This window comes from Aliarcobacter vitoriensis, assembly GCF_048320235.1.
GTDB classification, from domain to species: domain Bacteria; phylum Campylobacterota; class Campylobacteria; order Campylobacterales; family Arcobacteraceae; genus Aliarcobacter; species Aliarcobacter vitoriensis.
Window position 1 is genome coordinate 528,032 of sequence record NZ_CP182882.1, and the last position, 13,307, is coordinate 541,338.

Sequence of the window (13,307 nt, forward strand, 5' to 3'; positions counted from 1 at the left end):
CAATTAAAGGATTTTAATGGCTGGAATATTAGGCTATTTATCTATTTTAGCAGATGATATTGGATCACTTGCAGGAAAAACTATGGCAACAACTGCCAAATCACTTGCAACTTCACTTGATGATATTGGGCTACTTTTTGATGATATTGCAACTTATACAAAACTTGCAAGTGTAAAATCAAGCGGACTTTTAGTTGATGACCTTGCAGCTATTGCAAACTTTACAAATGAAACAACTTCACAAATTTTAAAAAAAGAGTTAGAAAAAGCAAAATCTGTTGAAGATTTACAAGAAAATATAAAAAAGTTAGATGAGAAGTCTCAACAAGAAATTATTGAAGAGTTAGAACATATAAGAAATGTTGCAATGCTTGAAGCAAAAAGAAAAGCAGCACTTAGAGAACTTCCAATAGTTTATAAAATTGCAAAGGGAAGCTTTATAAATAAATTTATAATCATTCCTGTTGTTTTACTTTTAAGTTATCTTGCACCTTGGGCAATAGCTCCCATTTTAATCATAGGTGGAGCATATTTAGCTTATGAAGGAGTTGAAAGTATAATAGAAAAATTTTTTCATCAAGAAGCTCATAATGAAGATAATAAAAAAGAAGTTTCAAATGAAAACTTTGAAGATGAAAAAGTAAAAAGTGCTATTAAAACAGATTTTATTCTTTCATTTGAAATTATTGTTATTAGTTTAAGTTTACTTGATAATAGTGATTTTTTAACTAAACTTTTTGTTTTAATAAGCGTTGGAATATTAACAACAGTTTTTGTATATGGAATAGTTGCATTTATCATAAAACTAGATGATATAGGTTTTTACTTACAAGAAAAAAGAAGTAAGGCTATACAAAAAATCGGAGATGGTTTTGTAAAATCTATGCCATATATTATAAAAATTATTGGTGTTTTAGGAACTATTGCTATGCTTGCTGTTGGTGGTGGGATAATTGCACACGAAACACATATTTTAAGCTCATTTGATGAAACTTTAAAAGCTGTTCCACTTGGTGGATTTTTTAGTGAAATAATATTAGGTGTAATTGTTGGATATATTGTTGTTTTAATAGTGCCTTTATTTTCAAAAGTAGCAAAAAAAGTAAAATTAAATAAGTAAATTATTTATAGAAACTTTTGATACAATTTTACTATCTAAAAGGATTTCTTATGCAAGAATTTATAGAAATATATAATAAAAATCAAAAAAATATAGAGATTTTTATCAAAGAAAGTATCTACAATATAGGTGATATAAAATCAAAATCTTCAAAAAACTATCAACAACTTTTCAAAATATTTCCTTCATTAGAGCTTATATACATTGCAGATATAAATAATTTAAATCAAACTTCACCAAATATTTTCAAAGATAAAATAGTAGAAAAACCAATAGGTAGAAATAGACAATATTTACTAGATAATATAAATTTAAAAGATGAAAAAATAGCTATTACAAAACCTTATGTTAGTAGTGCAACCGCACAAACATGTATTACAACTATCATAAAATTAGAAGATTGCATAATATTTTTGGATTTCAATTTACAATCTATTCTAAAAAAATTAGGCTTTTTAGAGATAAATAAAAACTTTAATTTGTTGAATAAGACGTTTTATGTTGTTGTTTGTGTTTTGATGATAGCTTTAGCACTTTTTACAATATTCTACTCTTTATATGATTTTATAAACTCAATATTAAATCATACTATTTCTATTGAGTATATTTTTAAACCTATTATTGCATTAACACTAGGGTTGGCTATATTTGATTTAGCAAAAACAGTACTAGAACAAGAAGTTTTATTTAAAAGTTATGATAAAAATGAGAAATCAGAATATAAAGTTTTAACAAAATTTATGATTACAATTATAATAGCACTTTTGATTGAAGCCCTTTTAGTGGTATTTAAAATAGCAATAGATGATTATAGTCAAATGATAAATGCTTTATATTTAATAATTGGTGTAGGAGTAATCATAATATCTTTATCTACTTTTATTTATATTACAAAAAGTAAATAAAGATTGTTTAAATGTTAGAAATCAAAAATTAAAGATGTTAAAAACTTTTTATCTGTTTTCTCTTTTTCAGTATAGTTTACATAATCTATTCTATAACTAGCTCCTAAAGATAGGTTTTCCATCATCTTTACAGCAATACCTGTTTCACTAGAGAAGAAGTACTTTTCACTATCCTCAGCAGATATAAGATAACTTAACATCTGTTTTAATTCAATATTTTCTTTGATTTTATATTTATAATTCAGTTCAGCTCTTGGTGCAACATACTCATCTTTTTTACCATTTTTGAACTTATCTACTGCATAGTCAAATCCACCTTGGATATCTAAAACTTCATCATCTGTATAGATAAATTTATACCCAAGTCCAGGACCTACATTCAATCTTGAATCATAATCTGAAAACTCATCATTTATATAATGAGCTCCTAAATATGTATATAATCTGTCTCCTATCATATGATCATAATCTAACTCTAATTCATATTTATTTGCTGATTTTTTATTATTATCTTTACTTTTTAAAATACTTCCTTTTGCTTTTAGTTCTTGCTCATCAAACTTTGCATTTAATCCAAGTCTTCCAGAAAGTGAACTTGTATCAGTATTTCCACTTGTATTTATATAAGACAATTCCAATCTTCTATCTATATCAAATGCACTCAAAGAACTAAACAAAATTGGTAATATCAATAAATATTTTAAAACTTTATTCATTTTTTTCCTTTTTTTTAAATTTTTGGATTTTACTAAAAGTGGTGTTATATTAACCTTTCATAAAGAATAGTTTACTATACTTGGGCAAAAAATCAAAAGGTTAGATATGTTAAGAACAAAATTTTCTCAATTTAGAGCAATATCAATAATTGAAGGAATATCTTATTTAATATTGGTATTTATAGCAATGCCTTTAAAATATTTTTTTGCAGAACCACTTGCTGTTAAAATATTTGGAATGATGCATGGTATATTTTTTATTCTTTTTTGTATAGCATTACTCAATGCTATGAGACAATATAAATGGGAGTTTTTATTTAGTTTAAGACTATTTATATACTCTTTAATTCCATTTTTCTTTATACTAATAGAAAAAGAGATTTTAAAAAAGAGAGAAAATATTTAGGCAAAAAGCCTAAATATTTATTTTATTTCCATTCCTTGTGGAATTTGTAGCATAGCTTTTGGTAAAATTAAAACATCATTTGCATAAACACCATCTTCTTTAAGTTGAGCTTTTAAAACTTTAAATTTTTTATCATCTGAATCAACTAAATCTATACCCATTCTACTTAATCCAATTATATTTGAAATATTTTGAGCCGATTTACTATCAATTTTTAAATCTATATTTACAGTTTTAACAACGTCATCAATAGTTTGGAATTGCATATCACCTAATTTGCTACTAAAAGTAATATTTGATTTTAAATCAATTTCTTCAAACCAATCTTGACCTAAGAAATTAAGATTTTTTGAATTTGCATCTATTTTAATTTCTGAACCATTTTGTGCAATCTCTTTTAAAAGTTCTTTTAATTTATTATGCATTTCTTTGTTGATATCTTCAGAAACATTATAGTAGCTATCAATAAACTCTTCATATTTTTTCATAGGTAACTTATCAATTCCAAGACCAAAAGAAGTATCTTTTAAATTTACATTTGTAAGATTATTTTTAAAAGATAATAAATCAATAGATATTTTTGTATTTCCATCTAACAAGTCATTTAAAATTTTCTGAGAAGATGAACTTTTTAAACCACTTATATCTAATTGTGCTTTTTCATCACCAAATTGTATAGTTTTAATATCAAAACTTGAATCAATAGTTTTATTAGCTTGTTCTTCATAAGAAGTTTTTATTCCATATAAACTAAGTGAAAATTTATCTTTTGGAACATCAAATTTAAAACTTTCCATATCAAAAACTGTTTTATTTCCAGTCATTCCAAGAAGACTAAATTTTGCTTCATTATCTGGAGCAACAATATTGATATCTTTAATTTTATAGTTATAATCTTCATCTATATTTACATGGAAATCTCTATTTTTTAACATATCATCAAAAGTTTTTGGTAAATCTTCCATCATTTTAGTTGAAAATTTTGTTAAATAAAAGTTCAAATCAAGATTTGCAGTTAAAAGAGTCAAACTAAAATCATAGTCAAAAACTGCACCTTCTAAAATAAGCTTTGACAAATCAACATCTGGGAAAAATAACTTTTCATTATCTATAAGTCTTTCTAAAGCTTTTTTAGCTTCTCCTTTTTGGCTTTGCACCATATATTGAGTAACTTTTGAAGAATCAACAACTTCAATTTGACCATCTCCAACTATTTTAAGTGGTACAAATTTTTCATTGTAAGTTACATTAAATCCATTTGCTTTAAGTTCTTCAATCTTTGCTTCAATTTTTGAACTAACACTATTTCTTAAAAAGAAACAAACAGCAACTACAACGACAATAAGGGCAATAAGCCCTAATAATATTTTTTTCATTTAAACCTTTCTTATTTTTTCTTATTTTTTAAAGAATACAAATCTATATCAGCTATTTTTATAGGATATGTTTGTTGATCTTGAGTAAAACTTTGATTTTGATTTGGGATAAGTTCATAATCTATTTTATTAGCTTGTGTTGAATACCCTCTTAAATTTATCTCTAAAACATTACTTAAATCTGTAATATCTAAATCTACACTAAACTCTTTTTCTATATTTTTATCACTCCAAGAAGCATCCCAACCTTCAATCATCAAATACTCACCAGTTACATTTTCTTTTAATAATCCACTATAAAGAGTATCACCTTTTTTATAAACATCTAGTTTCTCAAATGTTTTTGTATTTTTAGCTTTTACTCTAGTATCATCTTTAAATTGAGGGAAAGATACAGAAATTCCACCAGAAGATACATCTTTCAAACCTGTTTTATATTTAAAATTTACTCTTAAAAGATTTGGTGAAACTAACTCATAAGTATAAGATACATTATCCATACTAGACTCTTTTCCATCATAAGAACTATTTGTATCATAAGCATAAGGTTTATATTTGTTTGGAAATAGTTTTAATTCAGCTTTTGGTAAAGTCAAAATACCATTCGTATATAATCCATCTTCTTTTAATTCTACTTGTAATTTTTTGAAATTTTCATCACTAGCATTCTCAAATTTAAGTTGAGATTTCAAATTTTCATCAAGACTTTGTAAAGATTTATCTACTGATTCCTTATCTATTTCAATATCAGCTTTTAAAACACTAAAAATATCATTTAAAATATCAATTTTATTAAAATCTAATTCTTTACTTAATACAAGATTTCCAGATAATTTCAAGCTTTTATACAAACTATTTTTATCTACATCTAAATCTTTTGATTCACCATTTATATTTATAGTTAAATCAGATTTTGCTAAAACTTCAAAGAATTTTTTATCAGCTTCTTGAGTTTTTGTTGTAGGTGTTAAAGAGTATGCTTCTATACCTAAAGATTTTGTAAATTCTTTGTACTCTTTGTATGGTAATTTATCATAAGCAACTAAAAAAGATGTATTTTTTAAATTTGTACTATTTTTATCTTCTTTTGTATAATAATCTGTATTTTTAAAATTTAAAGAATCAAAAGATATTTTTGTATCACCTTTTAAATAATCTCCATTTGGAATAGAAAAAGACGATATTTTTAAATTTTTTATATCAAATTCATTTAGAGTATATGTATTTTTATATTTAAGATTTCCAATATCAAATTTTGAATCAATTTTCTTATTTTTATCTTCACTATAAAAGAAATTAATATCTTCCATAACTATTTTATCATCTAAATAGTAGTTTCCTATTTCAAAATCAATAAAAGATATTTGTAAACTTTTATCATCACCTTTCATACCTCTTACAGTATATATTCCACCTGTTTGTGCAATAAAAGTAAAATCAGAAACTTTAAATTTACCTTTTTCATCTATATTTACTTGAATTTCTTTATTTTTCAACATCTCATTTATAGTTGAAATAGCATAAGAATTTTTCATCAAATTATATGTATTTTTTATAGGTAATTTTGTTAAATATAAATTTAAATTCATTTTTGAACTAAAATTTGATACTACAAAATCATAATCAAAAGTTAATCCATTTATCAAACTATCTTTATCCTCTTTTGATAAAAGTTTTAAAAGCGTATCAAATTCATCTTTCATTTGAGAATTTTCTTTTTTATTCATAAAATACTCAATAGCTTTTGAAGCATTTGAAACTTCTATTTTACCTTTACCTTTTGTTTTGAAAAATCCACTATAATTTTTATTTGTTACATAAAAACCATTTGAATTTAGTTCATCTACTTTAGATTGAATACTACTTTTTACTGAACTAGTAATCATAAAACAAATTAGAAATAGTGCTATAAAGATAGCAACTATTGAAATAACTATTTTTTTCATTTATATCCTTTTATAAAATTAAAATTGATTTTATCATTATTAAACTTATTGTTTTGGTCGATAAACCTTTATATTTGAGTATCCCTCACTATCTTTTAAAAACTGTCCATGAAGCTGACTTAAAACTCCTTTATCACAATACAAAAGATATGTTTTTTCTTTTGATAGAGTTTTAAACTCTTTTTTCAAATTATAAAATGGTATTTTCAAAGTTTCAACAGAAGTTTTTATACAATCAATATTTTGTCTTATATCTATTACAATATCATCTTTACTTGGTTCTGTTACAACTTCCAAACTTCCAATCTCACAAATATCATCTAAAACTTCATTTATATTTTTTATTTTTGCTTGTTTTACAGCTTCATCTAAAACAGAATAATCAAAAGCTTTAGCCTCTTTTTCAACTCTATCGTAACTCCCAAAAGTTACTGGATTTTGAGATATAACTCCACAATATTCAGGCATAGCTTCTGCAAATTTTCTAGTTCCTATTTTTGTAGCAATATCTATAATATCTGGTTTGCTCATCATTGCTAAAGGTCTTAAAATTAACATATTTGAAGCACTATCAATCAAACTTAAATTTCTGAGAGTTTGACTAGAAACTTGTGCAACACTCTCACCTGTTAAAAGAGCATCAATATTTAAATCTTTTGCTATATTTTGAGAAGCTTGTATCATCAACCTTTTAAGCATAACTCCCATATATGACGGGCTTATATCTTTAAATATTTGAGAAACAACATCTTCAAAAGGTACAGTTATAAAAGATACTTGATGAGAACTTGCAAACCTATTCCACAAATACCAAGCGACTTGTTTAACCCCTATTTCGTGAGCTAATCCACCCAAATTAAAGAATATAAAATGAGTTTTCACCCCTCTTTTTATAGCTAAATATGAAGCAACAGTAGAATCAAATCCTCCTGACATTAAAGATAAAATATCTCCTTGTGTTCCCAATGGAAATCCACCCATACCAAAATATTTTTTAGTAATAATATTTAGTTTTTTGTGTTCAAGCTCCAAGTTTATAGTAACATCAGCATTTTTTAAATCAACACCTTTACTATTTTTATTCATAGCCAACATATATCCACCAACAGTTTGCTCTATATTTGTAGATTTAAAATCTTGAGTTCCCACTCTTTTTGCTCTTACAACAAAAGTCTTATTATCTATTGTATGACGCATAAATTCATCAACTTTTACTTTTATATCATCAAGTGTTTCCATATTATCAACTTGTATTGCTTCTAAAACTTGTTCAATTCCTGAAGTTTCTAAAAGTTTTACTCTTAAATCATCTACAAATTGTAAAGGTGTTACAAGTTCAATCTTGTCAAAAAATTTCTTAATTTGTATATCTTTTGAAATATTTGAAGATATTTTTTGTAAATTTTGATAAAGCTGATTTATCATCTGTTTTTTAGCACTGTCACCTTTTATCATTATTTCAGTGAAGTATTTAACTATAAATTTTTGTGTTTTTATATCGTTTTCAACCATTTTTTCCAAAGCCTTAAATTTTTTAAGGTGTGATTATACCATTTTTTGAGATAATATAGCTTTCACAAAAAACTAAAGGTAAAAGTATGGATATAGATAATCTAGAAGATTTAGCAAAAGAGCTTAAATCTGACAAAAACAAGAATGTTTATAAAATATTTGATGACTATGCTACAAAGAACAACTTAACAAGCGAAGAGTTAGAACATAAATTAGCAAAAGAGTACGATTGCTTTAAATGTGATAGCTGTGAGAGATTTTATTGTTATGATGAATATTCATTCTTTGATGAAGAGTGTATTTATTGTTTTGATAGCGAAGCCGAGGATGAAGAGGAGTACTAAAGCTCCTTATCACTTATTCATCGCAATTTGCTTCTAATTCATCTTTTAAAATTAAAGCATCAATTTCTCTACTTTTAATATTTAAATCCTTTGCTCCACCAAAACATTTGATTAAAATTTCGTTATCATTTTTTTCAAAAGTTACTTCTCCCGCACCTTGTATAACATAGTCTGTAAAAAGTCTATTTGCTACTCTTTTAAAAGAAAATTTTCTAGGGAAAATTATAAACTTTGTAGATGTTATTATATACCTTGATTCAACTGCAAATGAAGATAGAAGCTTGTTTCTAATTAAAGCATCAGTTTTTCCTTGAATTAAATCGCACTTTAAATCTTCTTCTAATAAACAGACTCTATCTTCATTTATCTTTAAAAACCCAAATTCTTTTGGCTTAACCCTTACATTATAAAACTTTTTAAAAACCTCTATATGGCTAAAAGAGTTTGAAAAAACTATCAAACTCTTATTAGTTCTTGCAAATTTGGCAAAATGTGTAATCATATAAAATTTCCCTTATAAAATTATAAAACATATACTAGCAATTATTGTTGGTACTAATGCACCTAAAAATAGATATCTTGGATCTATAGTATTATCTTCAAAATGACTTTTCAAAATAGCTGCACCAGCTGGATTTGGTGCATTTGCAATTACTGTTAATCCACCACCAGATACAGCTCCTGCAACCAAATAATATTTAAATTCATCACTTAGATTTGGAACCAATGAACCTAAATATGTAATAGCAGCATTATCTGTAAAAGCTCCTAAAGTAATAGCCCCTACAAAAGCTTCAATATTACTTAAACTTGATATAATACCTGTTAGCCACCACTCTTGTTGTCCACCTAGAATTACAAGTCCACCTAAGAAAAATGCAACTAAAAGACCTTCTCTTAACATCAATCTATCTTGATATTGTTGATAAGCATAAGTTACACCTAAAAAAAGTAGAAACAAAATCATAAAAAATGCCGGATAATGTCCAAAATATACTACTAATATTAAAAAAGTAAAGTGTACTAAAACTATACCAAAAGGAATCTTTTCTCTATCACTAACTGTTGTTCTTATATTTATTTTTGATAACTCTTTATAAAATAATATTATCATAAGATTTGTATTTATAAATACAGCTATCATAGCTTTCCATCCAAAAGTAGTAAACATAAATGAAGTACTCCAATCCCAAGTTTGAGCAACCATTAATATTGGAGGAGCAGCAAAATTAGTCAATGTACCACCAATAGATATATTTATAAATAATGCTCCTAAAGTCATATATTTAAATTTAGTTGAAATACCTTGAGAAAATAATTTATCACTCAAAATAAGCGCAGCTAAAGTCATAGCAGCAGGTTCAGTTATAAAAGAACCTAAAAGTGGAACAATGGCTAATACAACAAAATAAAACCCTGTTGCTCCCTTTGCAGGTAATATATTTGATAATCGTTTAACAAAAGCAATAACAGTATGCAAAATTGGTCGTGTTGCAGCAATAACCATAATTACAAAAACAAACATTGGTTCGATATAATTTCTACTATTTACATAAGAAACTGTAGTTTCTTTTCCTTGTAACAAAAACATAAACATTACTAAAAACATAGCCCAAATACCAAAAACAACTTCTATTTCACCAAGTAAGTGAAAAAGTCCAGAGTGTTTTTGACTTCTATGTGATAAATGTTCAAAATATTTAACTGAAAATATATGTATAATTGCTAGGATAAAAATAACAAGTGCGATAATTTGCAAGGTAGTAGGTGGCATAAAGCATTCCTTTAGGTTGAATTTTGCCCGATTTTACTAAAAAAAAATTAATATAACCTTAACAATATTAAATATCTTTTACCATTGCAATTTCATTACAGATTGGAAATAGTTTACAGCGAATACAATCAGCCCAAATCTTTTGTTCTGGAATATCTTCTTTTTCTATTTGTATAAAACCACATCTTAAAAAAAATTCTTTTTCATATGTTAATGATAAAACTTGTTTGATTCCATAAAATTTTGCTTCTTCAACACAGGCTTCAACTAGTTTTTTACCAAGTTTTAAACCTCTAAACTTTTCTTTCACTATCAAGCTTCTTACTTCAGCAAGTCTTGGAGAATGAATATGCGTTGCAGTAAAACCAGCCATTTCTCCATCAACTTCAACAATAGTATAAGAACGAATTGTTGTAGCCATCTCATCTTCAGTTCTAAGTAAAATTTTTCCACTTTCAACTTCAGGTTTTACAAGCTCTTGCATTTTTGGTATATCAATAACTGTAGGTTTATAAAATTTAATTTCCAAACAAATGTCCTGTAATTTTATTTTGTAAGTCTATTATACCTCTTTTTTTAAGGTTTGATATAAAAATTCCATTAGGATAATCTCTTTTTAATTTATTCAATTCACTACTATTTAGCTTATCAGTTTTTGTAAAAGCATTTACTATTATTTGATCGCCTCTTTTTATATCTTTCAAAAATTCATCAACATTTTTATCTATTTCAAGTTCTGGGTGTCTTGAATCTATTAAATGTACAAAGATTTGTAAATTAGGTCTATCTTGTAGATATCCAGTTAAATTTTTATTCCAAGCAGCTTTTAAACTTTTTGCAACTTTTGCATAACCAAATCCTGGTAAATCTACAAATCTAGCAAATAAATATGGCATTTCTTCACTATTTGTTTTAAACTTAATATCAAAATAATTTATTAATTGTGTTTTTCCAGGTGTTGAAGAGGATTTTGCTAAACCTTTTTTATTTGTTAAAGAGTTTAATAAAGAAGATTTACCAACATTAGAACGACCCAAAAAAGCAACTTCAACAATATTTGGAGCAGGAGAATCAACTATACTTTGGGCTGATTGTAAAAATGTAGCATCAATTAAATTCATACTAATTCTTTTCTCCTCTTTCTACATTTATAATAAATTTAACAGGTTTATTTTCACTTCCTTTTACTTTTGCTTCACCTGTTAATTGATTTATATATATATTATCTCCATAAACTTTTCGATCATCATTTTTTTCATGAACAAAACCATTACCAATAATAGTATATTCTTCTTTTATTGGGCTATAAACTATTTTATCACCTTTTCCTACATAATGTTTATCATTTGAAATAACTTCAAAATCTGCATTTCCAGTTGCTTCATATTTTGTAGCAATTTTATTTTTTGAATTTTTTTCATTTTCAAAAAATACATCTACTCTATTTGCATTTAATTTATCTTCACCCATTCTTACTTTTACATTTCCTGTAAATGTAGATATTCCTTTATTATCATCTGCTTTAAAATCAAGTGCATCTATTACTAAAGTTTCACTTTGTGCAAACAAAAGTATAGAACAAATAAATAATCCAGCTAAAATTCTCATCTCTTTACCTCTTTGTTGTTCATATCTATCTCAAAATGTGTATTTTTTGAATTTATAATATTTTTTTCTATTTCAAAATATAAATTCTCTCCATTATATCTATGAGTATAATACTCTGCTTTAAATGGTTTACTATTTTTTGCAATTTTATTCAAATCATCATAAATTAGATGATCTGTATTTATTTTAATAAAATCATCTCTTTTATATTCAACATTCTCTTTTAGAGTATATATCCCACCTCTTTTTACTATAAAATCTGATTTAATATTTTCTTTATTAAACTCTTTTTTTTCGTTACTATTATTTAAAGTAATATCCCCAAAATACATTTCATCTCTATTTTCATATCTAATTGCTTGTTTTGCAATAATTATTCTATTTAAACCACTTTCATCAAAACTATACATAACTGGTTTTTCAAAAATAAATAAAGGTATATCTTCATTTTTAATATCTTTTTTTGTATCTTGTATAGGAGAAAAATAGAAAAATATTGCTATAAAAAAAATAGATGTAATAAATATTTTTAAACCCATGCGTTTAAAAACTCCTCTTCTAAACCATCTTTTTTTAATATATAATCTATCATTTCTCTTGCAGCTCCACTACCACCATTTTTTTCACAGACTACATTTACACTATCTTTTACAAGTTGTATAGCATTTTGTGGAGCGAAAGAAATTCCTACACTTTTAAGCATCCTAACATCATTTAAATCATCTCCAATAGCAGCAACTTGAGATAGTTCTAAACTCTCTTTTCTTAAAATTTCTTCTAGCACTTCAAGTTTATTTTTTACACCTTGATAAAGATGAGAGATATTCAACTCTTTTGCTCTTTTTTCAACAATAACAGAGTTTCTTCCAGTAATAATAGCTGCTTTTTTACCTAAATACTTTGTCCAAAAAACTATTCCAAATCCATCATTTACATTAAAAGTTTTGAACTCTTCTCCACTACTTGAATACATAATATCACCATTTGTAAGAGTTCCATCTACATCAAAAACTAAAAGTTCTATCATAAAATACCTTTTGTACTAGGAATACCTATCTTTTCATTTTTAGCTAATGCTCGTCTTAATGCAACTGCAAAAGCTTTAAATGTAGCTTCAATAATATGATGTTTATTTCTTCCTCTATCTTGTATCAAATGTAAAGTTATCCCAAAATTTCCACTTAATGCATGAAAAAATTCCTCTACAAGTTCAACATCAAAAAGCCCTACTTTTTCATTTACATCTATTTCATAAACTAAAAATGGTCTATTTGATAAATCCAATGCACATGAAACTGCAGCTTCATCCATTACAACTGTTGCATTTCCATATCTTTCAACTGCCTTTATAGGGAAAACTGCCTTTTTTAAAGCTTGTCCCAAAACAATTCCACAATCTTCAACTGTATGATGATAATCTATATGTAAATCCCCTTTACACTCAAGATTTATATCTATTCCACTGTGTTTACTTAAAGCTTCTAGCATATGATCAAAAAAGCCAACTCCCGTATTTATAGAAAATTGTCCACAACCGTCTAAATTCAATTGACATTTAATATCTGTCTCTTTTGTAACTCTATTTATTTCTACCATTTTA

The 13,307-nt window shown here is 25.8% G+C and carries 16 protein-coding genes; 4 read left to right on the forward strand and 12 right to left on the reverse strand.

All coding sequences use genetic code 11. From position 1 onward, the window contains the following. Window positions 1-16: 16 nt before the first annotated feature. Together ACNSOS_RS02595 and ACNSOS_RS02600 are read left to right on the forward strand one after the other, a co-directional pair. On the forward strand, window positions 17-1,120 hold the full coding sequence (locus tag ACNSOS_RS02595) for a DUF808 family protein (RefSeq protein WP_418185834.1): 1,104 nt from the start codon (window positions 17-19) through the stop codon (window positions 1,118-1,120). Between the two features lie 50 nt (window positions 1,121-1,170). After that, complete coding sequence (locus ACNSOS_RS02600; RefSeq protein ID WP_418185835.1) at window positions 1,171-2,025, forward strand: hypothetical protein; 855 nt, start codon at window positions 1,171-1,173, stop codon at window positions 2,023-2,025. Window positions 2,026-2,039: 14 nt separating this feature from the next. Here the strand turns inward: ACNSOS_RS02600 and ACNSOS_RS02605 are convergent, their stop codons facing one another. Further along, window positions 2,040-2,741 (reverse strand): DUF481 domain-containing protein, encoded by a 702-nt coding sequence (locus ACNSOS_RS02605; RefSeq protein WP_418185836.1) that lies wholly within the window; start codon window positions 2,739-2,741, stop codon window positions 2,040-2,042. Window positions 2,742-2,847: 106 nt separating this feature from the next. Between ACNSOS_RS02605 and ACNSOS_RS02610 the strand changes: the two genes are divergently transcribed. Further along, window positions 2,848-3,147 (forward strand): DUF3817 domain-containing protein, encoded by a 300-nt coding sequence (locus ACNSOS_RS02610; RefSeq protein ID WP_113895091.1) that lies wholly within the window; start codon window positions 2,848-2,850, stop codon window positions 3,145-3,147. A gap of 17 nt (window positions 3,148-3,164) precedes the next feature. On the opposite strand, the gene ACNSOS_RS02615 is transcribed toward ACNSOS_RS02610, so the two are convergent. From ACNSOS_RS02615 to thiI, 3 genes are read right to left on the reverse strand one after another with little or no spacing between them, the layout of a single operon-like run. After that, window positions 3,165-4,523, reverse strand: a complete 1,359-nt coding sequence (locus ACNSOS_RS02615; RefSeq protein ID WP_418185837.1) for a hypothetical protein — start codon at window positions 4,521-4,523, stop codon at window positions 3,165-3,167. A gap of 11 nt (window positions 4,524-4,534) precedes the next feature. After that, window positions 4,535-6,469: a hypothetical protein gene (locus ACNSOS_RS02620; protein ID WP_418185838.1), complete on the reverse strand. Its 1,935-nt coding sequence runs from the start codon at window positions 6,467-6,469 to the stop codon at window positions 4,535-4,537. A gap of 45 nt (window positions 6,470-6,514) precedes the next feature. Then, complete coding sequence (thiI, locus tag ACNSOS_RS02625) at window positions 6,515-7,981, reverse strand: tRNA uracil 4-sulfurtransferase ThiI (RefSeq protein WP_418185839.1); 1,467 nt, start codon at window positions 7,979-7,981, stop codon at window positions 6,515-6,517. Window positions 7,982-8,067: 86 nt separating this feature from the next. Here thiI and ACNSOS_RS02630 point away from each other — a divergent pair, with 86 nt between their 5' ends. Further along, window positions 8,068-8,325, forward strand: a complete 258-nt coding sequence (locus ACNSOS_RS02630; RefSeq protein WP_113895087.1) for a hypothetical protein — start codon at window positions 8,068-8,070, stop codon at window positions 8,323-8,325. Window positions 8,326-8,338: 13 nt separating this feature from the next. Here ACNSOS_RS02630 and ACNSOS_RS02635 read toward each other — a convergent pair whose 3' ends face one another. From ACNSOS_RS02635 to hisB, 8 genes are all read right to left on the reverse strand, one after another. Continuing rightward, window positions 8,339-8,827 carry a hypothetical protein gene (locus ACNSOS_RS02635; RefSeq protein WP_113895086.1) on the reverse strand — a complete coding sequence of 163 codons (489 nt, stop codon included), beginning with the start codon at window positions 8,825-8,827 and terminating at the stop codon, window positions 8,339-8,341. Window positions 8,828-8,839: 12 nt separating this feature from the next. Then, entirely contained in the window at window positions 8,840-10,099 is a 1,260-nt protein-coding gene (locus tag ACNSOS_RS02640) for a putative Na+/H+ antiporter (protein ID WP_113895085.1), read from the reverse strand. A 67-nt stretch (window positions 10,100-10,166) separates the two neighbouring features. Then, window positions 10,167-10,628 carry an N-acetyltransferase gene (locus ACNSOS_RS02645; RefSeq protein ID WP_113895084.1) on the reverse strand — a complete coding sequence of 154 codons (462 nt, stop codon included), beginning with the start codon at window positions 10,626-10,628 and terminating at the stop codon, window positions 10,167-10,169. Then, a complete protein-coding gene (gene yihA / locus ACNSOS_RS02650; RefSeq protein WP_418185840.1) occupies window positions 10,618-11,220 on the reverse strand; it encodes a ribosome biogenesis GTP-binding protein YihA/YsxC in 603 nt (200 codons plus the stop codon). The genes ACNSOS_RS02645 and yihA overlap by 11 nt, the downstream gene beginning before the upstream one ends. A 1-nt stretch (window position 11,221) precedes the next feature. After that, window positions 11,222-11,707, reverse strand: coding sequence for a lipopolysaccharide transport periplasmic protein LptA (lptA, locus tag ACNSOS_RS02655; protein ID WP_113909951.1), 486 nt, complete (start codon window positions 11,705-11,707; stop codon window positions 11,222-11,224). Continuing rightward, a complete protein-coding gene (gene lptC / locus ACNSOS_RS02660; protein WP_418185841.1) occupies window positions 11,704-12,246 on the reverse strand; it encodes an LPS export ABC transporter periplasmic protein LptC in 543 nt (180 codons plus the stop codon). Before lptC ends, lptA begins: the two co-directional genes overlap by 4 nt. Continuing rightward, window positions 12,237-12,734 (reverse strand): KdsC family phosphatase, encoded by a 498-nt coding sequence (locus ACNSOS_RS02665; protein WP_418185842.1) that lies wholly within the window; start codon window positions 12,732-12,734, stop codon window positions 12,237-12,239. The genes lptC and ACNSOS_RS02665 overlap by 10 nt, the downstream gene beginning before the upstream one ends. Further along, entirely contained in the window at window positions 12,731-13,303 is a 573-nt protein-coding gene (gene hisB / locus ACNSOS_RS02670) for an imidazoleglycerol-phosphate dehydratase HisB (protein WP_418185843.1), read from the reverse strand. The genes ACNSOS_RS02665 and hisB overlap by 4 nt, the downstream gene beginning before the upstream one ends. Between the last annotated feature and the right edge of the window lie 4 nt (window positions 13,304-13,307).

Bases quoted from the DNA above. Each gene is read 5' to 3' on its own strand.
- ACNSOS_RS02595 (WP_418185834.1), top strand. From the start codon at position 17: ATGGCTGGAATATTAGGCTATTTATCTATTTTAGCAGATGATATTGGA.
- ACNSOS_RS02600 (WP_418185835.1), top strand. From the start codon at position 1,171: ATGCAAGAATTTATAGAAATATATAATAAAAATCAAAAAAATATAGAG.
- ACNSOS_RS02605 (WP_418185836.1), bottom strand. From the start codon at position 2,741: ATGAATAAAGTTTTAAAATATTTATTGATATTACCAATTTTGTTTAGT.
- ACNSOS_RS02610 (WP_113895091.1), top strand. From the start codon at position 2,848: ATGTTAAGAACAAAATTTTCTCAATTTAGAGCAATATCAATAATTGAA.
- ACNSOS_RS02615 (WP_418185837.1), bottom strand. From the start codon at position 4,523: ATGAAAAAAATATTATTAGGGCTTATTGCCCTTATTGTCGTTGTAGTT.
- ACNSOS_RS02620 (WP_418185838.1), bottom strand. From the start codon at position 6,469: ATGAAAAAAATAGTTATTTCAATAGTTGCTATCTTTATAGCACTATTT.
- thiI (WP_418185839.1), bottom strand. From the start codon at position 7,981: ATGGTTGAAAACGATATAAAAACACAAAAATTTATAGTTAAATACTTC.
- ACNSOS_RS02630 (WP_113895087.1), top strand. From the start codon at position 8,068: ATGGATATAGATAATCTAGAAGATTTAGCAAAAGAGCTTAAATCTGAC.
- ACNSOS_RS02635 (WP_113895086.1), bottom strand. From the start codon at position 8,827: ATGATTACACATTTTGCCAAATTTGCAAGAACTAATAAGAGTTTGATA.
- ACNSOS_RS02640 (WP_113895085.1), bottom strand. From the start codon at position 10,099: ATGCCACCTACTACCTTGCAAATTATCGCACTTGTTATTTTTATCCTA.
- yihA (WP_418185840.1), bottom strand. From the start codon at position 11,220: ATGAATTTAATTGATGCTACATTTTTACAATCAGCCCAAAGTATAGTT.
- lptA (WP_113909951.1), bottom strand. From the start codon at position 11,707: ATGAGAATTTTAGCTGGATTATTTATTTGTTCTATACTTTTGTTTGCA.
- lptC (WP_418185841.1), bottom strand. From the start codon at position 12,246: ATGGGTTTAAAAATATTTATTACATCTATTTTTTTTATAGCAATATTT.
- ACNSOS_RS02665 (WP_418185842.1), bottom strand. From the start codon at position 12,734: ATGATAGAACTTTTAGTTTTTGATGTAGATGGAACTCTTACAAATGGT.
- hisB (WP_418185843.1), bottom strand. From the start codon at position 13,303: ATGGTAGAAATAAATAGAGTTACAAAAGAGACAGATATTAAATGTCAA.